At 46.7% G+C, this 19,271-nt stretch carries 14 protein-coding genes; 9 read left to right on the top strand and 5 right to left on the bottom strand.

Features of this window, described 5'->3' with window-relative positions; genetic code table 11:
- Positions 1-28 precede the first annotated feature (28 nt).
- On the top strand, positions 29-1,045 hold the full coding sequence (locus CHI14_RS09830; protein ID WP_095288260.1) for a LacI family DNA-binding transcriptional regulator: 1,017 nt from the start codon (positions 29-31) through the stop codon (positions 1,043-1,045).
- Between the two features lie 348 nt (positions 1,046-1,393).
- Here the strand turns inward: CHI14_RS09830 and CHI14_RS09825 are convergent, their stop codons facing one another.
- Both CHI14_RS09825 and CHI14_RS09820 read right to left on the bottom strand, forming a co-directional pair.
- Complete coding sequence (locus tag CHI14_RS09825) at positions 1,394-2,458, bottom strand: phosphodiester glycosidase family protein (protein ID WP_095288259.1); 1,065 nt, start codon at positions 2,456-2,458, stop codon at positions 1,394-1,396.
- The gene (locus CHI14_RS09820) at positions 2,455-2,865 is read right to left on the bottom strand and encodes a uroporphyrinogen-III C-methyltransferase (protein WP_095288258.1); all 411 of its coding nucleotides are present in this window, start codon (positions 2,863-2,865) and stop codon (positions 2,455-2,457) included. The genes CHI14_RS09825 and CHI14_RS09820 overlap by 4 nt, the downstream gene beginning before the upstream one ends.
- 428 nt (positions 2,866-3,293) lie before the next feature.
- Between CHI14_RS09820 and CHI14_RS09815 the strand changes: the two genes are divergently transcribed.
- From CHI14_RS09815 to CHI14_RS09805, 3 genes are all read left to right on the top strand, one after another.
- On the top strand, positions 3,294-3,950 hold the full coding sequence (locus CHI14_RS09815; RefSeq protein ID WP_095288257.1) for a response regulator transcription factor: 657 nt from the start codon (positions 3,294-3,296) through the stop codon (positions 3,948-3,950).
- A gap of 138 nt (positions 3,951-4,088) precedes the next feature.
- A complete protein-coding gene (locus tag CHI14_RS09810; protein ID WP_095288256.1) occupies positions 4,089-5,312 on the top strand; it encodes an aminotransferase-like domain-containing protein in 1,224 nt (407 codons plus the stop codon).
- A gap of 183 nt (positions 5,313-5,495) precedes the next feature.
- On the top strand, positions 5,496-6,185 hold the full coding sequence (locus CHI14_RS09805; protein ID WP_402873007.1) for an FMN-dependent NADH-azoreductase: 690 nt from the start codon (positions 5,496-5,498) through the stop codon (positions 6,183-6,185).
- Positions 6,186-6,295: 110 nt separating this feature from the next.
- Here CHI14_RS09805 and CHI14_RS09800 read toward each other — a convergent pair whose 3' ends face one another.
- Positions 6,296-7,159 (bottom strand): DUF2161 domain-containing phosphodiesterase, encoded by an 864-nt coding sequence (locus tag CHI14_RS09800; protein WP_095288254.1) that lies wholly within the window; start codon positions 7,157-7,159, stop codon positions 6,296-6,298.
- Between the two features lie 358 nt (positions 7,160-7,517).
- On the opposite strand from CHI14_RS09800, the gene CHI14_RS09795 reads away from it, so the two are divergent.
- The 4 genes from CHI14_RS09795 to CHI14_RS09780 all read left to right on the top strand — a co-directional run bounded on the left by CHI14_RS09795 (position 7,518) and on the right by CHI14_RS09780 (position 14,633).
- A complete protein-coding gene (locus tag CHI14_RS09795; protein WP_095288253.1) occupies positions 7,518-9,413 on the top strand; it encodes a PrkA family serine protein kinase in 1,896 nt (631 codons plus the stop codon).
- Positions 9,414-9,658: 245 nt separating this feature from the next.
- The gene (locus tag CHI14_RS09790) at positions 9,659-10,663 is read left to right on the top strand and encodes a globin-coupled sensor protein (RefSeq protein ID WP_095288252.1); all 1,005 of its coding nucleotides are present in this window, start codon (positions 9,659-9,661) and stop codon (positions 10,661-10,663) included.
- 130 nt (positions 10,664-10,793) lie between these two features.
- The gene (locus CHI14_RS09785) at positions 10,794-11,798 is read left to right on the top strand and encodes a LacI family DNA-binding transcriptional regulator (RefSeq protein ID WP_095288251.1); all 1,005 of its coding nucleotides are present in this window, start codon (positions 10,794-10,796) and stop codon (positions 11,796-11,798) included.
- Between the two features lie 354 nt (positions 11,799-12,152).
- Positions 12,153-14,633 (top strand): EAL domain-containing protein, encoded by a 2,481-nt coding sequence (locus tag CHI14_RS09780; RefSeq protein ID WP_095288250.1) that lies wholly within the window; start codon positions 12,153-12,155, stop codon positions 14,631-14,633.
- 90 nt (positions 14,634-14,723) lie between these two features.
- Here CHI14_RS09780 and CHI14_RS09775 read toward each other — a convergent pair whose 3' ends face one another.
- Together CHI14_RS09775 and yhbH are read right to left on the bottom strand one after the other, a co-directional pair.
- The gene (locus tag CHI14_RS09775; RefSeq protein ID WP_095288249.1) at positions 14,724-16,160 is read right to left on the bottom strand and encodes a SpoVR family protein; all 1,437 of its coding nucleotides are present in this window, start codon (positions 16,158-16,160) and stop codon (positions 14,724-14,726) included.
- Positions 16,157-17,323, bottom strand: coding sequence for a sporulation protein YhbH (gene yhbH, locus CHI14_RS09770; RefSeq protein ID WP_095288248.1), 1,167 nt, complete (start codon positions 17,321-17,323; stop codon positions 16,157-16,159). Before yhbH ends, CHI14_RS09775 begins: the two co-directional genes overlap by 4 nt.
- A gap of 260 nt (positions 17,324-17,583) precedes the next feature.
- Here yhbH and CHI14_RS09765 point away from each other — a divergent pair, with 260 nt between their 5' ends.
- Entirely contained in the window at positions 17,584-18,915 is a 1,332-nt protein-coding gene (locus CHI14_RS09765) for an MFS transporter (protein WP_095288247.1), read from the top strand.
- The last annotated feature ends 356 nt before the right edge of the window (positions 18,916-19,271 follow it).

The raw sequence follows: 19,271 nt of genomic DNA, 5'->3' as shown, positions 1-19,271 counted from the left end.
TGATGAACATAACAGGGGAGCGAAGATTGTGGTCAGTATCAAGGATATCGCCAAAAAGGCGGGAGTTTCGATCTCCACCGTGTCTTATGCGCTGAATGGCAGCAATAAAGTGACAGATGAGACCAGTTCCAAAATTTTGGCCATTGCCAAAGAGCTGAACTATGTTCCGAACGCTGCCGCACGAACGTTGAAGAAAAGGGAATCCAAAATTCTGGGGGTATTTCTGACAGACTTTAGCGGAGATGTATACGGGGATTTGCTTAGTGGCATGAAAACGGTTTGTAACGCTCAGGGTTATGACTTGATCGTCTGCAGTGGCAAGCAGTCCCACCGGATGCTTCCGGAGCGAATGATTGATGGAGCGGTTATTCTCGATCATACATTTGCCAGCGAGGAGCTGCTGCAATATGCCGATCGGGGACATAAAATTGTCGTTCTTGACCGAGAGCTTCATCATCCGAATATTAATCAGGTACTGCTGGATAACAAGGCAGGAGCTACATTGGCGATGGAACATCTGATTGAGCAGGGACATACGAAAATATATGTCGTAACCGGTCCGGAGGGTTCATTTGACTCGGCACAGCGGATGAAAGCGGTAAGACAAGTGACCGAGCGGGAAGCAAATGTGGAATGGATCGAGATTGTGGGAGACTTTGAGAAAAGTGGCGGAGAGCAGGCTGCTGAGTTAATTATTCAAGAGTATACGAGACCGGCTGCAGTATTCTGTCTCAATGACGAGATGGCCATCGGTCTGTGTAATCGCTTGGCCGAAAGTGAGCTGCAGATTGGCCGGGATATTGATGTAATCGGTTTTGACAACATTGAACTGAGCAAATATGTTCAACCAAGACTGGTCACCATTGATTATTCCAAAAGGAAATGGGGGTCCCTTGCAGCGGAACAGTTAATCAAAATTATTGCCGGAGAACCGGTGGATCATGAACGAATCTACGTTACATTGGTGGATGGCGGTTCAGTTTGCAGACAGGTTCCACAAGAGATCCCATTGCCTATTCGCCATGAACGGGTGGTTAACTCTTGATGCGAGAGGACGACCCCGTAAATTGTATCATCACGAATAGCTTAAGCGATGCCGATCCTGTACCCCGAGAGACAAGGCTTAGAAGAATTACAGCATTCTTTTAAGCCTTGTCTCTTGGTATATGAACACAATGAAAAAAGCCTCTCACAAGGAGAGGCTTGGCCATTAAAGGCCCTTGGTTTTGTCGTTGTTGTAGGCTGCAGTGAAAATGCCTGTCATGAACAATGCAAGTACAATTGCAATAATCCAGAATGTCAATGAGAACGACATACACTTGCCACCTCCTGTACATTTAGCACTTTCTTCTATTATAACCAATAAAGGAAGAAAAGGAATGCCTATACAGGATCATTTGTAAAATAAAAAGTGAGTAGGCACAGGTCTTAGATTGCCGTCTGATGGATGATTGACAACCCGATTGTTCAGGATTAGCGAGGAGGAGCCGCCGCCATCCAGATTGTAGGCATCCACTACGCCCAGTTTGTATAATCGACCCTGAAGCTCCTCAAGAGTGGCACCAGAGCTTCCGCTTTCGTTATATCCATCCACGACCATAATAAGCAGCTGATCATCCTTGTAATTGCCAATTACGGTACGCGGAGCCCTCTTGGGCGACACCCTCCACTTGGCAGGAATGGCTGTTTTCTTGCCGTTCTGAAGCAGTACAGGTACAAAAGTTGCACCGAACTGTGGTTTGAGGCGATCCAGGGAGTTTTTATCAAAAAATTTGCCGCCTACCAGTTTGCCCGTATCGTTAAGTCCTACAAAAAACAGATCCTTGAAACTGGCTTGGAAGCCGTTCACATATTTACCGTCCATGACCGTTGTGCTGAGCGGGTATCGTTTGCCACCGCTATCTGCGAATCCGCCTGCATTGATTCCGGCGATCGCACCATTTCGTTTAACGGCCTGCATGGTTGTCTCGGCTTTTCCAGGTTCACTGCTCATAGCCATTTTCATGGCCGTAGGGTCCTTCAGTTTAACTTTCATCGCGTAACCCTTATACGTACCAGGGTTCACACGATAGAGTTCAATCGTAAGCCGGTCACTGTTAACCCGTTCAATGGGAACGCCAAGCTTGGACGAAATACGCTGGTTGTATATCGTTTCCGGACGTGCGGCTTGTACCGACGCCGATTGTACAATGGTAGACATCGTACTTGTCGTACGATTGTACAGCTCTGTTGTTCTTTTAATAGAAGAAGAAGTTTGAACGGCAGCTTCCTTGGCCCCAGCAAGCTCCTGGCGAATAGCCTGGGTCTGGGGAGTAATCGTTTCCTCTGACAGTCCGGAATGAATCAAATCCCCGGGTTCAAACGGGGGGCGAAGCAGCAGCAAACAGATGATCAATCCAATAAAAGGAGCAAGTGCAAGCATAAAAAAACGATTAACCTGTTTTACGGGTGTAATCATTTGAGCAGGTCCATCTTTTTCTGGAGAGTTTCCAGTTGCTTTTTGACTTCGCTCAGCTGGGTGTACAATTTATTGCTGTTATCCGTTTTATCGCTTGCATTATCCTTAGTAAACGTCAGCAGCTCATTGAAGGATTGAACTTGTCCCTGCAGGTCGGCTACTTCCTTCGATATCGTTGTTAGCTGATTTTCGTAGTCCGCTTTTAGCGCGGCAATCTGCTGCTGATTATGGGCCTGAATCTGACTAAGCATCTGCTTCTGAAGATGGTTACTATAGTAGTAGGTTCCCACAACTCCCAGTGCAATGAGAACAATCCACATGACCAGAAAAAGCTTGACTGAAGATCCGGCATTGCCTTTGGCGCTCCGGGTGTGATGGATGTCAGAAGGTTGAGCAGAAGGTTTCATATCATCACTCCTGGTTATTAATAGGTAAAAAAAATTCCAATCCTCATTCTATCATGCCACTATTGATTACGCAAAAATGAAATTCTTTCAGTAATAGGATAAAAAGAGATTGCATCGGATGGAAGTCCTAGGATACAATTTCTTATAGATGCAATAAGTAGGAACTTTGGGCAGGATTTTCGACCTTTTTAGCTAGAGATGCAGGAAAATTATACTATATTTTGCATGAGTGAGGCATATATATTGCAAGGTCATGATGCAGTTTTGGTGAAATAAAGCAGATGTATGGCTGTTCATCCATTTATTCATCATATTTCGACATTATTCGACTTTGCTTCTTCTATACGTGGACTGTCGCAAGTATGGTGATAGAATCAAGGCAAAAAAGTAGAAAAGTATTGTCCAATACATAACCAGGGGGAACAATCATGAAAAAAGTATGGCAGGTGGTCATCGTAGATATCCACCCCACCAGCATGCTGGGTACCAAATTGATATTGGAAGAGCAGCAGGATTTACTTGTACGGGGAATGACCTCAACAGGTACAGAAGGACTAGAATTGGTGAAGATCCATCAACCTGATCTCATTTTAATGGACTATCGGCTTCCTGAAGGGCAAGCAGATCCATATATTACTCAGATGAAGAATGCATCCGTGCATAGTCATGTTATTATTTTGACAGATGAAGACAATGTGAAGTTGTTTCGTCATCTTATGGGTCTTGGTGCAAGCGGCATGCTGTCGAAACAGGCTTCCCCTAGCCAGCTGATTCACCTTATTTCCGGGTTGCGGGAGGGGTGCGTATCCATTCCGATCTCCTGGCTTACAAGCAGTGAATGGGCTCAGCCTTCTGACTCTCCGGGAGAAGAATTTCTGGTGGAACTGACAGAAACCGAAACTTTTATCATGGAAAGAATTGTTCAGGGCGTAACCTATGATAAAATAGCCAGTGAGATTAACGTCAGCCGACGTTCCATTGATAACTATCTGCGCAAAATCTATGTGAAGCTGGATGTAAGCAGCCGCGCGCAAGCTATTGAACGCTATGCCTTATATGCGAGACAGGCCAAGACGCTCTCCTGATCCGTTCTTCATTAATAAAGGTGCAGGATTTGAATCAGGAGGCAGGTCCAATCGTCATATTCGGCGCTCAGCAGGAATAGGTTGAAGTGGCTGTGGACTGCGAGCACAGTTCGGAATTGATGAAAGGGGAACGGACCGATGAAATATTTCTTCGCCTCCCGTACAAACAGACTGTTGTCTTCACCACTCCGGGATATTCGTGAAATGTCTGGCCGGGATTATTTCATTTCTCTGGCCGAAGAGTTACCTGCAGAGGAATTATTTCCGTTCAAGCTGCTGGAAGAAGCGGCTGTATCTGTATTCAGTTCTGGGCCATCTGCTCTTCAGTATGGTGAACCGGCAGGCTACAGGCCTCTCAGAGAGTGGCTGGACACGGACTGGAATATCCGAAAAGACATACGTACAGTACCAGAGCAGATTTTATTAACCACAGGAACCCAGCAGGCAATTGATTTGGTGATGCGTCTGCTGCTGGAGCCAGGGGATTCCGTATTGGTAGAACACCCTACCTCTCCGGGTTGTCTTGAAGTTCTGGAAATGCAAGGGGCCAAAATTGTGCCTGTCCTTGGCGATTCAGACGGCATATTGCCAGATCTGTTGGAGCACCACATGCAGCAGCTTAGACCGAAGCTGCTTTTTGCTGCGCCAAGCTTCTCGAATCCGACGGGCGTGCTGTGGTCCATGGAACGGAGAGAGGCTGTGCTTGATCTGTGCTCTCGTTACGGGGTTTTGCTTGTTGAGGATGACTCGTATGGAGAGCTCCACTTCGACGGTCTGGAGACGGCCGACTTCTATCGCAGGTTTCCTTCGTTATTTGCGCTCGATACTGCTGATCAAGGCGGGCATGTACTGTATATTGGTTCGTTCAGCAAAACGGTTGCACCTGCACTGCGCACGGGCTGGGCAGCAGGACATCCTGCCTTGATACAAGCCATGGCTTCAGTCAAGCGGATTGCAGACGGGCAATCCAGTCCAATGAATCAGCGGTTATTATATCAGCTGCTCGCCCAGTCTCCATTTAAATGGAGTGACCATCTCTCTATGCTAAACCGGGAATATAAAATCAGACTGAAGCTGATGCTTGAGTTGCTCAAAAGGCCAGGCTGGAAAGGGGTTCAATATACCATCCCCAAAGGGGGCATGTACCTGTGGGTTCAACTTCCCGAGGGGTTGGATAGCGGAGCATTGCTCAAAGTGGCACTTTCCAAAGGTGTGTCCTTTCTGCCAGGCTCTCTCTGCTCCACGGGCGTCCAGGATCACCGTCACATTCGATTGAATTTCAGTCATCCTGGACGCGACGAGCTGCTGCTGGGCATGAACCTGATCAGTGAAGCCATCTCGGAATTCACTGCTCGCAATTAGCAGAATGATAAAGAGAGCGAGAGCGGGTTTCTTCAAAAGAAAGTGAGAACTGCGATTCCTAAGTAAATTTATGAAATTCTGAAGAACAATAAAAAGAGTTCATAACCCAAAGTAATTACGTTATTGCATCCACTAACATTTTTATATATAATATGTATTAATGAGTTGTTATTTTCTTTATACATGCTGTATTCATTGCGATTTCAGGAGAAGCACTCATATATTTTAATTAACGGGGGAACGAACATGTCCAACATTCTATTTGTAAAAGCAAACGACCGTCCTGCGGATCAAGCAGTCAGCGTAAAATTGTACGATGCATTTTTGAGCGCATACAAAGAATCCCACCCAGGTGACACCATCACTGAGCTGGATCTCTACAATACAGATATCCCTTACTACGGTAACACTGTTATCACAGGTGGATATAAAGCAGCTAATGGTATCGAAGCAACTGCTGAAGAGCAGCAAGCTGCTGCACTCGCAGCACAATTGCAAGATCAATTCCTGGCAGCTGACAAAGTAGTATTTGCATTCCCATTGTGGAACTTCACTGTTCCTGCACCACTGGTAAACTACATTTCCTACCTGAGCCAAGCTGGCAAAATGTTCAAATACACAGCTGAAGGCCCTGTAGGTTTGGTTGGGGACAAAAAAGTGGCATTGCTGAATGCACGTGGCGGCGTTTACTCCGTTGAGCCAATGGCATCTGCTGAAATGTCCGTAAAATATGTAACAAACGTACTGAACTTCTGGGGTATCCAAAACCCTGAGCTCGTTATCGTTGAAGGTCACAACGCTTCACCTGATCGTTCCCAAGAGATCGTTGATGCTGGCCTGAAATTGGCAACTGAAGTAGCAGCAAGCTTCTAATCGCTATTATATAGAATTATTTAGCAAGAGCCTGTGATCTCCTCCGAGATGACAGGCTCTTTTATATGCATCATGATTGCTGAAACATTTATCTTTCTTTATTTAACTGTTTATTTATTTTTGGACAACGGGTTAGAAGCTTCGTCTAAGAGTACCCGATACTGCTCAGTTGCCTCCGCAATTCCCCCCAGCTCTTCCACAATAAAATCTTCGGAGGAGTCCAGACTTCCTGACATCATTAGATCATGTTCCAACGTATCATGGTCTTCCAGCATATGAGAATGCTCGGTCAGGGCTTGTGCCCCTTTGATCGTAAGTACGTATTTACCGCGTGACAATCGTTCGAACCACCCATAGTAATTTTTCTGCAAAATGGCTGCAGCGGATCCGACTCCGGTTTGTCTTGCGAGTAGAGCAGGAGAAGCTTCGCCTTGGGTTCGCAGGGCAGAGGCGACACGCAGCGCCTTCTCCCGGTATGCGGTTACCAGCTGCCTGCGGGTACTGCCGCCCGTGTTGTAGTCTCCGCTGCGTTCTTCAAATTCCCTCAGCAGCCGTTGACGCCTTACCCCACCTTTACGGGAAGGAATCTGGTTTGTACGTTTCAATGCCGCAGGCTCACACAGCACATCAATGAATGGTGACTTGGTCTTATAGAACGTCACCGTAATCAGGCCAAGCCCGAGCTGGTGGCACAGTGCTGTGAGTTCGCTCCAGCGCTGGTTAACAGCCCCGCGTTTGCTCCGATTACGCTCTACAGCCAGATAAACGAATGGACTAAGTTTTAGCCTCTGCATCCCCTGAAGCAACAGCGAAAGGTTGAAGGTTTTTTTCATCTCCACAATAAGGGGCTCGTCTTGATCGGATCTGACTCCAACGAGGTCGCAATGTCTGACTTCAGCCTTGATCAGGAATCCCTGCTGTTCGAAAAAGGCTTTTAGTGGCGAATATAACTCGGTCTCGTATTTTACTGCCATCATTCCTCCTCCTTTCCCAAGAAGTTGTCCATGGCGGGACGTTGTCCGGTTTCCTGAATTTAGAACCTTAATTATATCATAACCGTGCATTTTTTTCTGAGGGCACAAGATGTCTGATAGAACAGGGAAAAGCTGAAATTATGAATCATGAATTGAAAAAAAGAGGTCAACTTATCCGATTTGCCGCATAGGTATGTAATACACTTTTCACAACAATACAAGACGTTTGGACAGAGGGTGGCGGGACTAATCCGGACCGCAGATTGGTATTCAAGCAGGAGCTGCAATTCTATTGATTTCTTCATACCATTCGGAATGGTTGACAATCACACTAAAGGAGCCATGGGAGGTACCAAGCATGAATATTTTTGAACGCGTTGCGGAATATCGGGCAGAGAGTGACCGTTTGTCTTGGAATGGAACATTTGAAGATTATATTGCTCTGCTGAGAGAGGACCCGACTCCGGCAATGACGGCTCACGCACGAGTGTATCAGATGATTGAATCGTTTGGCGTGGAAGAAGTCGGGGGGCATAAACGGTATAAGTTTTTTGAACAGGAGATTTTTGGACTGGATCGCTCCATTGAGAAACTGGTCGAGGAATATTTCCATTCGGCAGCACGCCGTCTGGATGTACGGAAACGGATCTTGCTCCTAATGGGTCCGGTAAGTGGAGGGAAGTCGACGCTCGTCACTTTGCTGAAGCGCGGTCTTGAACAGTTCTCGCGGACGGAAAAGGGTGCCGTTTACGCCATCGAGGGATGCCCGATGCATGAGGAACCCCTGCACTTAATCCCTCTGGAGCTTCGTCCCGAAGTGGAAAAAGAGATTGGTGTCCGTATTGAGGGCAACCTGTGCCCATCCTGCCAGATGAGACTTCGGACCGAATATGGCGGGGATATCAGCCGTGTCAAGGTAGAACGGGTTATCATCTCCGAGGACAACCGAATAGGAATCGGAACATTCAGTCCGTCCGATCCGAAGTCCCAGGATATCGCAGATCTCACGGGCAGCATCGACTTTTCGACGATTACCGAGTTTGGTTCCGAATCCGACCCGCGTGCGTATCGTTTTGACGGGGAACTAAACAAGGCGAATCGTGGATTGATGGAGTTCCAGGAGATGTTGAAATGTGATGAAAAGTTTCTGTGGAACCTCTTATCGCTCACGCAGGAGGGCAATTTCAAAGCAGGCCGGTTTGCCTTAATCAGTGCTGATGAGATGATCGTTGCTCATACCAATGAGTCTGAGTACAAATCATTTATTTCGAATAAAAAGAATGAAGCCCTGCAATCCCGGATGATTGTGATGCCTATTCCATATAATCTGAAGGTCTCCGAAGAAGAGAAGATTTATGGAAAGCTCATTCAGCAAAGTGACATGAAACATGTTCATATTGCACCGCACGCGCTGCGGACCGCAGCCATTTTCTCCATACTTACCCGCCTGAAGGAAACGAAAAAACAAGGCATGGATCTCGTCAAAAAGATGCGGATGTATGACGGTGAGGAAGTTGAGGGTTACAAGGAAGCCGATCTGCGTGAAATGCAAAACGAGTATCTGGATGAGGGCATGTCCGGCATCGATCCACGTTATGTCATCAACCGGATATCCAGTGCTTTGATTAAGCAAAACCTTCAGTGCATTAACGCGTTGGATATTTTGCGGGCAATCAAGGACGGCCTGGATCAGCATGCTTCCATTACCAAAGAAGAACGCGAGCGCTACCTGAACTTTATTGCCCTGGCGCGTAAAGAATATGATGAACTGGCTAAAAAAGAAGTGCAAAAAGCATTTGTGTATTCGTTTGAAGAGTCTGCCAAAACACTGTTCGAAAATTACCTCGATAACATCGAGGCCTTCTGCAACTGGTCCAAAATCCGTGATCCGTTAACCGATGAGGAGATGGATCCGGATGAGCGTTTAATGCGTTCGATTGAGGAGCAGATTGGCATATCCGAAAATGCGAAAAAAGCATTCCGGGAAGAGATTCTGATCCGAATTTCAGCATACTCCCGCAAAGAGCGCAAGTTTGAATACAGCAGCCACGACCGACTGCGGGAAGCGATTGAGAAGAAGCTGTTTGCAGACCTGAAAGACATCGTCAAGATTACAACTTCAACCAAAACACCAGATGCTACACAATTGAAACGGATGAACGAGGTTATCAAACGCCTAATTGAAGAACATGGATATACGGCAGCCAGCGCAAATGAACTGCTGCGTTATGTGGGCAGTCTGCTGAATCGCTAACAGGTTCAAAACCATTCCGGATCAGGCTCCTGATGCCTGCTGTGAGGCTCCTTCACGGCAGGTAAAGGAGTCTTTTTGCATGAACAGTCGATGAAAATCTCGAAAAAACTGACACCACAAGTCAAATTCATGACAAATTAGTTCCAATGGTATATGTAAATTTAGGCCATTTAGTCTATAATCGGTACAGTAATTTTACAAATTGGTGTTTTTTAGTAGTTATTAAGGAGTTGACAGAACTAGTTATGAGTATTACTGCAGCAAGACAAAAGCAACTCGATTATATTGGACTCACCAGAGCGGATCTGCAATTGCTTGCCGACCACAAGCCGGTATTCCAGAAGGTTGTACATGACGTGGTGGATCACTTCTATAATCATGTCGGAGGTTATCCTGAACTCGCAGAGCTGATTACACAGTTTTCTTCCATTGAACGGTTGAAAGAAACGCAGCAAATGTACTGGCTGTCCATGACGGATGGCATAGTAGACGAGGCGTATATTGAACAGCGTATTGCGATTGGATTGGTACATTCACGCATTGGATTATCTGAAGATTATTATCTGGGGACATATATGGTTTATCTCGATATTGCAACAAGCATCTTTCAGCAAGTCATCCCTGATTCCTGGCATCGTGTGATTCAGTCGCTGAGCAAAATGTTTAATCTCGACTCCCAGCTTGTTCTTGAAGCTTATGAGAAGAAAGAAAAGGAAAAGCTGCACCAGCTTGCTGCAGAACAGGAGCATACTCTGACGGCCGTTACGCAGATTACCCAGCAACTGACGGGAATGATCTGTGAGTTGAACGAGAATGCCCAGGCTATTTCCGATGTTGCGAGAGAAACGGCTGCTTCACAAGATCAAGCCCATGAATTGCTGGAGGCATTAACCGATGAGATCCATCAGATCGGCAAGATGGGAGAACTTATTCGTGAAATTTCGGAGCAAAGTCATCTGGTTGGTCTGAATGCAGCCATCGAAGCTGCGCATGCAGGCGAATTCGGCCGGGGGTTCGAGGTTGTTGCGAGTGAAGTCCGGAAGCTCGCGGCCAGTTCACGTGAGGCACAGGGGAAAATCCAGGCGAACCTCGAACAGATTATGAGGAAGCTTGGAAGTGTACAACAAGAATCGCAGCACACATCTCAAGGAGCGAGACGCCAAGCTTCCCGTTCGGAGGAACTTGCTGTATTCGCAACCACGATGGAGAATCTTGCACTAGATCTGAGAAAATTGGACAGGCAAATATAGGCTGTTAGCAACCCAGGATCCAACGATACCGTTTCTGGCTGTTTTAAGCTATAATGGGTAGACAAACCTGCCGAATGACATAGTAAATGCAGCCGGAGACAGGGGATTTGAAAGAGGTTGAGGTGATCAGGTGGCTTCTATCCATGATGTGGCCAAAGAAGCGGGCGTATCTGTTGCAACCGTTTCCAAAGTGCTGAACGATTATCCCGATGTAAGTGACAAAACTCGCAAAAAAGTCAATATAGCCATTGAACTATTGAAATATCAACCGAATGTGGTGGCACGCGGACTTGTAAAACGCCGTTCATGGACGGTAGGGGTGCTGCTCACAGTTCCCTTCACCAATCCGTTTGTTTCGGAATTGCTGGAAGGGATCAAGACAGCACTGGAGAATAGCGGTTATGATCTTGTGCGTTTGTCCACACGGTTCGACGATCCGGGATACTCGTTTATCAAACATTGCCGCAGCCGGAATGTGGATGGCGTTGTTGTGTTCGGAGAAGGAAGAGACAACAAAAGTATTGAGGAATTGGTTCAAGCTGAGATTCCGACCATGTTTATTGATACAGACTTGTTTGGCAAACGGGCCGGATATATTACTACAGATAATTCCAATGCGATTGCAATGAGTGTTAAGTATCTGCATGAGTTGGGTCATCGCAAGATTGCCTATATCTCGGGTACACTTGGCCCCGCCGTGGCCAATCTTCGGTTGGAAGGCTACCGTGAAGGATTGCGCGAGTGCGGTATTCCGTATTCAACCGTGTATCTGGAAGTATGTGATTACTCCTTTGAAGAGGGGAGCAAGGCTGCACGGCGATTGCTTGCATTGAAAGATCAACCAACAGGAATTGTCTGCGCCTCAGACATGGCCGCATTCGGTGCCATTCATGAGATTGAGAAACACGGCCTAAGCGTGCCTGAAGACATTTCAGTCGTTGGCTTTGACAATACGTATTATGCTCAGGTATTTAAGCCGGGGTTAACCACGATTAATCAAAACATCTATTCGATCGGCATCAAGTCGATTGAGTATCTGATTGCGATGATTGAAAATCCGGATTATTCTCCGCCGGTTATTACGGAGCCGTCCAATTTGGTTGTCCGGCAGACCACTGCACCTGTTAAAGAGTAACGGTCCACGAAATAAGCACAGCTGCTGGCTGTGCTTATTGGGTATGTAAACGAGAGAAGAATACATAGATGCCGTAAGGAATCTTCATGTCAAAATCGCTTCCTTTTTGAAGTTTAACAACGTATATTCATGTTCCTTAATACTGGAAAAAAGTGTTGATTTTCGTCACTAGGACGTTTAGACTATATACATCACTATTAACGGGTTTCTGATGTATGGCTGCCGTGCTATGGAAGCTGGTGGTCACGAGTCAAAATGAAACGAAGGGAGTGCCTGTCACCCGGACAGTGCACTGCCTTCTTTTTTACATTATGCCTACATACAAGATACTTCCCGGTTGAAAGGAAAGACAGCGTGGAACACCTACATGGAACGTATAACTTGGAACTGGTTGTTTTATCTTACATTATTGCTGCTCTAGCATCATATGCTGCACTTGACCTTGCTGGCCGGGTAAGCTTGTCGAAAGGAATATCCAGAAGGGTATGGCTTGCCTGCGGTGCCATGTCCATGGGACTTGGCATCTGGTCCATGCATTTTGTGGGCATGCTGGCTTTTGTTCTTCCCATGCATGTCTCCTATTCCATGGACAAAGTTGTCCTGTCCGTCCTGCTCGCAGTTGCTGCATCCGGGATTGCGTTACACATTGCAGGCCGGAAATCGGGCAATGTGCGCCAGATTGTTGCTGCCGGTCTGCTCATGACTGCGGGTATCACCAGCATGCACTATGTGGGTATGGCTGCCATGTCCGTTCCAATCAGTTATGAGGCAGATATTGTGCTTGCTTCTGTACTGATCGCAGCAGGTGCCTCCTTTGCAGCCCTATGGCTTATGTTTTATTTAAGCAAGCACCGGACATGGTTCACATGGGTTTACAAATGCGGCAGTGGGCTCATTATGGGGCTGGGAATTACAGGTATGCATTATACAGGGATGTCTGCTGCGCAGTTTCATCAGCATACGCATGCCCAGATGGTAAACTCCATGATGCAGATTGAACCGGGGCTACTGGCATACCTGGTTGCAGCAGGTACGTTCCTTACCCTTGGACTGACGCTCTTTGGCATTTATATCAATCAACGAATGTCCATAAAGGATCAGCGAATTCGTGAAAATGAGCAGTGGTATCAAGCTCTGTATGAGAACCATTCAGACGCCATTATATCGGTAAACAATGAAGGAATTGTCAAAGGATTAAATGCTGCAGTTACGCGGATTACTGGATATCCAGAGCGATTAGTCATTCATCGCTCTCTGGATGAAATATCGAAGCATATTGATATCCACTGGAGTTCCGATGAGCTTCAAAGTGTGGATTTATCGGGTGCAAGCCTTGAACAGCGTTATTATACGGCAAGTATGAAAGGGATGGATGGGCAGCATTTGGATTTAAGCATTAGTGTAGTACCTGTTTTGATCGAAGGTACCGATGTTGGCAGCCATATTCTAATCAAGGATATTACCGAGGAGAAGCAGGCTCAGGAGATGATTCGTCATCAGGCCACACATGATCCGCTTACAGGCCTACCGAACAGACGTAAACTGGATGAGGTGCTGGCTGAAACGATTGCAGCTTCCGAAATATCCGTTCATTCGTTTGCCGTAATGGTGATGGATATTGACCGTTTCAAAATGATCAATGATTCGCTGGGCCATTCCATTGGAGATGTTTTTCTTAGGGAAGTCAGCGACCGAATTCTTAAGGCAATCCGTGCATCCGATCCTAAAGGGATGGATAACGTGATGCTGGCCCGAATGGGTGGTGACGAATTCACAATGGTCGTCATGAATGAACAGGGGAATGAGGAGCGTGTGGCCAGACTGGCGGAACAAATTGTTGAAGCTATCCAATTGCCGTACCGGTTAAAAGAGAATGATTTTTACGTTACAGCCAGTATCGGTATCGCCATGTACCCCGAACATGGAACGGAAGTGGATACCCTGTTGAAGCATGCGGACACCGCCATGTATGAAGTGAAGAAAAATGGCAAAAACGGATTTCAGTTCTATACTACACAACTTGATTCGGAATTGTATGAGCGTATTGAGCTGGAGGGATATCTGCGCAAAGCGCTCGAACGCAATGAATTGCTTCTATATTACCAACCGCAGATTCGCACAGCAGATAGTCGGATGATCGGTGTGGAAGCCCTGATTCGCTGGAAGCATCCACACAAGGGGATTTTGTCACCGAATGTGTTCATTCCCATTGCAGAGGAAACGGGTATCATTTATGACATTGGGAACTGGACGCTGCGGGAAGCTTGCAGGCAGATGAAACAATGGCATGCTAACGGTGGTCCATTAATTCCGGTATCGGTAAACCTGTCCAGCCAGCAATTTCATCAGTCCAATCTCGTGGAGCAGGTTCAACATGCACTGGAGGAAACAGGGCTGGAAGCCCGCTACCTGGAACTTGAAATTACGGAAAGCATGATGATGGATGCTTCAGTCTCAACAGGCATACTGAATCAGCTTACATCCCTCGGAGTCAAGATTAGCCTGGATGATTTCGGTACAGGGTACAGCTCGCTGAGTTACCTGAAGCATTTTCCGATTCATAAGCTGAAGATTGACCGTTCGTTTGTTACAGACATCACCGAGAATCAGAGTGACCAGGCGATTGTGGCGACGATTATCTCCATGGCACAAAATCTGAAGATGGACGTTATTGCAGAAGGCATTGAGACCAAAGGACAACTCGATATCCTGATGCAAAATGACTGCCAGGAAATTCAAGGATATTACTTCAGCCGTCCACTGCCAGCAAGTGAAGTGGAGCATGATTTCTTTGTTCCGCTGCGCCTGCCGGGAAATCCCATCATTCTTGGCTAAGTAAATTTGTTTAGACATGCCAAGCGGCAAGTCCCCGCCATCTGCCAGGGACTTGCCGCTTTTTTGGGTATGCTTTTATATAGAAGAAACTTACATAAATTTCCGGTGATGCTTCTTGCCGTCATAGGTAAACCAGATGGGTTTATCCTCGACCCGGGTTTCCAGATGAACCGTTCGCCCCCAGAGCCGGTACAGATAAGGGAGGGTGCGCTCCATATACTTCAGGTCCAGCTCAATGCCTTCATACTGGTGCTTCAGCACAAGTTCACCTGTCCGCAGATAATCGGCGTCCTGAACGACCAGATACGGAGAGCCTCCGTTAATACGAGAGAATACAAGTTGATCACGTATGTTTTCCCAGGACTTGTCGGTGATTTTCCAGTCCGGGCCTTTTTTCTCGAATACATAGAGATCCAGATCTTCAGTCAGCTGCTTCGTCATGTAATTTCGGATGAAGGAGGTGTCAGAATCGAATTCGCGAACCTCGAACATTTTGGCACGGCCCTGACCCGGTTTGCGGCCAAAGCGCTCCTGTTCTTCCCTGGATGGATGATCCCAGCGGCGTTCAATATCTTCAAAAATTTTCAGCCCCAAATAGTACGGATTCAAACTTTGTTTGGAGGGCTGCACCACGGAAGAGTTCAATTTGGCAAATTCAATCGTGTCTTCACTACTCAGGTCGAGCTCGCGTATAATGCGTTGATGCCAGTAGGAAGCCCAGCCTTCGTTCATGATCTTGGTTTCCATCTGAGGCCAGAAATACAGCATCTCTTCACGCATCATACTCATAATATCCCGCTGCCAATCCGTCAGCACTTCCGAGAACTCCTGAATAAACCACATGATGTCCTTTTCCGGCTCGGGAGGGAAGTGATGGACCTGGATTCCGTCGGATGGAGCTTCCTCTTTCTGCATATCGTCAAGCGACCATAAGTCGTCATATCGTCCTTCTGGACGTGGTTTTTTTTCACCACGCTGCTCCCGCATTTTCATCTCCATATAACGTTGTTTGTCCAAATGACGGGGGTTGATGAGTTGAGGGTCTACATGTTCCTGAATGGCGATCACGGCATCAATGAATGACTCAACAGCTTCGGTTCCGTACTCCATTTCGTAGTTGCTGATCCGGTCCGCCGTGGCGGCCATACTTTCGACCATATTGCGGTTCGATTTGGAGAAACGGGCATTGTTTTTGAAGAAGTCACAGTGCGCGAGCACGTGGGCCACAATCAATTTGTTCTGAATCAGGGAATTGCCATCCAGCAGGAAGGCATAGCAAGGGTTGGAGTTAATGACAAGCTCATAAATTTTACTGAGGCCAAAATCATACTGCATCTTCATTTTGTGAAAGGTTTTCCCAAAGCTCCAGTGACTGAACCGGGTTGGCATCCCGTAGGCTCCGAAGGTATAAATGATGTCTGACGGGCAGATCTCATAACGCATCGGATAATAATCCAGGCCGAATCCATCGGCAATCTCCATAATCTCGGCAATGGCGTATTCAAGGTCGCGGATTTCATCTGTCATCTTACGCTGCCTCCTTCCCGTTTCTGGAAAAAGCTGCGCAAAGCTTTGTACACTTCGCCTTTTTCTTTGATCACATAGTACATAAACTGATCCATCTTGATATGTCGGTAAGCCGACATTAATGTACTGCTGCGGTTATATTGGTTGACCTCTCCATATCCAAACATGTTGCTGCGCTTCATTAACTCACCAATCAGTTTCACGCAGCGTTCATTATCCGAGGTGAGATTATCCCCATCTGAGAAATGAAACGGATAGATGTTGTAGCTGGAAGGAGGGTAACGCCGATCAATGATATCAAGAGCCTTCATATATACAGAGGAGCAGATCGTTCCTCCGCTCTCGCCGCGTGTGAAAAATTCCTCTTCCGTCACTTCTTTGGCTTCCGTATGGTGAGCCAGGAACACAATTTCAACCTTCTCGTATTGACGGCGCAGAAAACGGGTCATCCAGAAGAAGAAGCTGCGAGCGCAGTACTTTTCAAAAGAACCCATAGACCCGGAAGTATCCATCATGGCGATAATGACGGCGTTGGACTGTGGGATAATTTTATCTTCCCATGTCTTGTAACGCAGATCATCCGGGCTGATATGATGAATACCCGGATTCCCGGTTGTGGCATTGCGCCGGAGGTTTTCAAGGATGGTTCGTTTCTTGTCAATGTTGGACTGCATGCCTTTTTTGCGGATATCATTGAATACCACGGTATGTGTTTCAATCTGATCCTTGTCTTTCTGCTTCAGATCCGGAAGCTCAAGTTCAGAGAACAGCATATCTTCCAGTTCTTCAATGCTGACTTCGGCTTCTACGATATCATGACCAGGCTGATCTCCGGCTTTTTCGCCTTTGCCCGGTTTTTGTGAGGCAGGATCACGACCGATGACATCTCCGACCTGACTGTCACCGTCGCCTTGACCGACATGTTTCTGCTTTTGGTAGTTATACACAAAACGGTACTCATCCAGACTGCGGATCGGTACCTTGATGATTTGTTGTCCATCGGACATGATAATGTTTTCTTCCGTAATCAGATCAGGCAGATTTTGCTTAATGACATCCTTAACCTTTTGCTGATGGCGCTGCTGGTCCTGGTACCCTTTGCGGTGAAGCGACCAATCTTCCCGGGATACGACGAACGAGTAAGGCTGGTGTGAATTTGACATGTAGGCACCCCCCATTAATTACGCGGCACAGTTTGGCCTGTCGGTAATTAAGTATATTCACCGGCGGGGACGATATGTGATGCGAGAGGAGATAAAATGATACAATTTACGCGACTGCAATTTCGATCACCGCTCAAAATGCCTGATGCAGCTCGAACTTTTTACAGAAACGATGAACAAGTATGACAAACTTCCTTTAAAATAGGGACAGGCGTTGAATTGGCATTCTCTCAGGAATGCATGAAAAGGAAGGATTCTACTTGGATAAACGGGCCGTTAAAGCTTGGATTATGTACGACTGGGCCAATTCTGCATACGCGACCACCGTACTGGCCGCTGTACTTCCGGTCTTCTATGCTTCGGTAGCTGCGGCAACACTGGATGAAGACACAGCAGCATCTTATCTGGCCTATACGCACTCGATCGGGATGTTATGTGTGGCCTTGTTAACCCCCCTGCTGGGAGCGTTGTCGGATCTGTCTGGACGTAAAGGGGATTTTCTGCGCGTATTTGCTATCACGGGAGTGATTGCAACACTGGGCTTCAGCACGGTTGGGGAAGGGGAATGGCTGCTGGCCTCCGCCTTGCTTGTAATCTCGACCATTGGATTTGCAGGCGGGAATACTTTCTATGATGCTATGCTGCCAGATCTGGTGTCTGCAGACCGCAGGGATATGATCTCATCCAAAGGGTATGCGTATGGTTACATTGGCGGTGGATTACTTCTGGCAGTCAACATGCTCATGATCCAGCAGCCTGGTTGGTTCGGGATGGGAAGTACACTGGCAGGTACCAGACTTGCCTTTATCTCCGTAGCGCTCTGGTGGCTGTTATTCTCCATCCCGCTGTTCCGTCATGCTCCCCGCCGTCCTGCGGCACCGGATATGCCTGAATCGTGGAAGGGATACGCAGAGGTAGGCATACGCAGATTACGCCAAACCTTTCGCCAAATGCTTCGTTTTCCCCAGCTGATTCGAATGCTGGTAGCCTTTTGGTTTTTTAATGACGGAATCAATACGATCATTCTAATGGCGACGATCTATGGGACAAGTATTGGCATCGGGACAGCCGATTTGATGCTTGCATTGCTGCTCACCCAATTTATCGGTTTCCCATGCACCTTGCTGCTTGGCGCATGGGCACAGCGCTGGGGAGCGAAGCAGATATTGATGTTAAGTCTGTCCATCTACGTGTGTATTGTCATCCTCGGATATTTCATGACAGAAGCGATCCATTTCTACTTGCTTGCCGGGCTCGTTGGCGTAGTGCAAGGTGTCAGTCAATCCACTGCCCGTTCATTGTTTAGCAACCTGATGCCTTCAGGCAGAACAGGGGAGTATTTTGGCTTTGTTAACATCACCGGCAAATTTTCATCCATTTTCGGCCCGTTTGTTTTTGGTTGGGTGGGCCAGATTACGGGTTCAAGCAGGTGGGGCATTCTTTCCCTGCTCTTTTTCTTCCTTGCAGGTATGGCCGTTCTAATGACAGTTAAAGTAAAGCAAGGCATGAACGACGCACTAGAGGCAGATCGGGAAGACAGCCGTATTTTGGGATCCATTGTCCCTTCTCCTGAAGTGAACATTAAGGCATAGTAAATCAATAAAACACAACCCTTTTTTTGAAAAGAAATAATAAAAAAAATAGCTGCTCCGGAACTGTTTATCAGAAACAGATTCGGAGTTTTTTCATGTTTGTGCACAGTCATATTTCGTAGGGACAGTGGAATAAGTATGGAGTGCTGAGTTGTCGGTGGAGGGAAAAGAGTGAACGGAAAAGGAAATTATGAAAAAGTGAAAATAAAAGATTGACATGATACATTTTGTATCATAGAGTAAAACTATGAATACACAACGTATCTGAAAGATGTCGAAACATCATAGAATTGGAATTGTACATCTTCTGTTTCTTCAAAAAAAGGATGAGAATTCAATGACCAACTGCATGCTCA

Source organism: Paenibacillus sp. 7516 (assembly GCF_002272715.1).
Classification (GTDB): Bacteria; Bacillota; Bacilli; order Paenibacillales; family Paenibacillaceae; genus Paenibacillus; species Paenibacillus illinoisensis_A.
This window is presented reverse-complemented; position numbering and strand designations above follow the sequence as displayed.

Coding starts and splice junctions, on each gene's coding strand:
- CHI14_RS09820 (WP_095288258.1), bottom strand. CDS start 2,865: ATGAAACCTTCTGCTCAACCTTCTGACATCCATCACACCCGGAGCGCC.
- CHI14_RS09800 (WP_095288254.1), bottom strand. CDS start 7,159: ATGGCAGTAAAATACGAGACCGAGTTATATTCGCCACTAAAAGCCTTT.
- CHI14_RS09825 (WP_095288259.1), bottom strand. CDS start 2,458: ATGATTACACCCGTAAAACAGGTTAATCGTTTTTTTATGCTTGCACTT.
- CHI14_RS09790 (WP_095288252.1), top strand. CDS start 9,659: ATGAGTATTACTGCAGCAAGACAAAAGCAACTCGATTATATTGGACTC.
- CHI14_RS09775 (WP_095288249.1), bottom strand. CDS start 16,160: ATGACAGATGAAATCCGCGACCTTGAATACGCCATTGCCGAGATTATG.
- yhbH (WP_095288248.1), bottom strand. CDS start 17,323: ATGTCAAATTCACACCAGCCTTACTCGTTCGTCGTATCCCGGGAAGAT.
- CHI14_RS09810 (WP_095288256.1), top strand. CDS start 4,089: ATGAAATATTTCTTCGCCTCCCGTACAAACAGACTGTTGTCTTCACCA.
- CHI14_RS09805 (WP_402873007.1), top strand. CDS start 5,496: ATGCTGTATTCATTGCGATTTCAGGAGAAGCACTCATATATTTTAATT.
- CHI14_RS09815 (WP_095288257.1), top strand. CDS start 3,294: ATGAAAAAAGTATGGCAGGTGGTCATCGTAGATATCCACCCCACCAGC.
- CHI14_RS09795 (WP_095288253.1), top strand. CDS start 7,518: ATGAATATTTTTGAACGCGTTGCGGAATATCGGGCAGAGAGTGACCGT.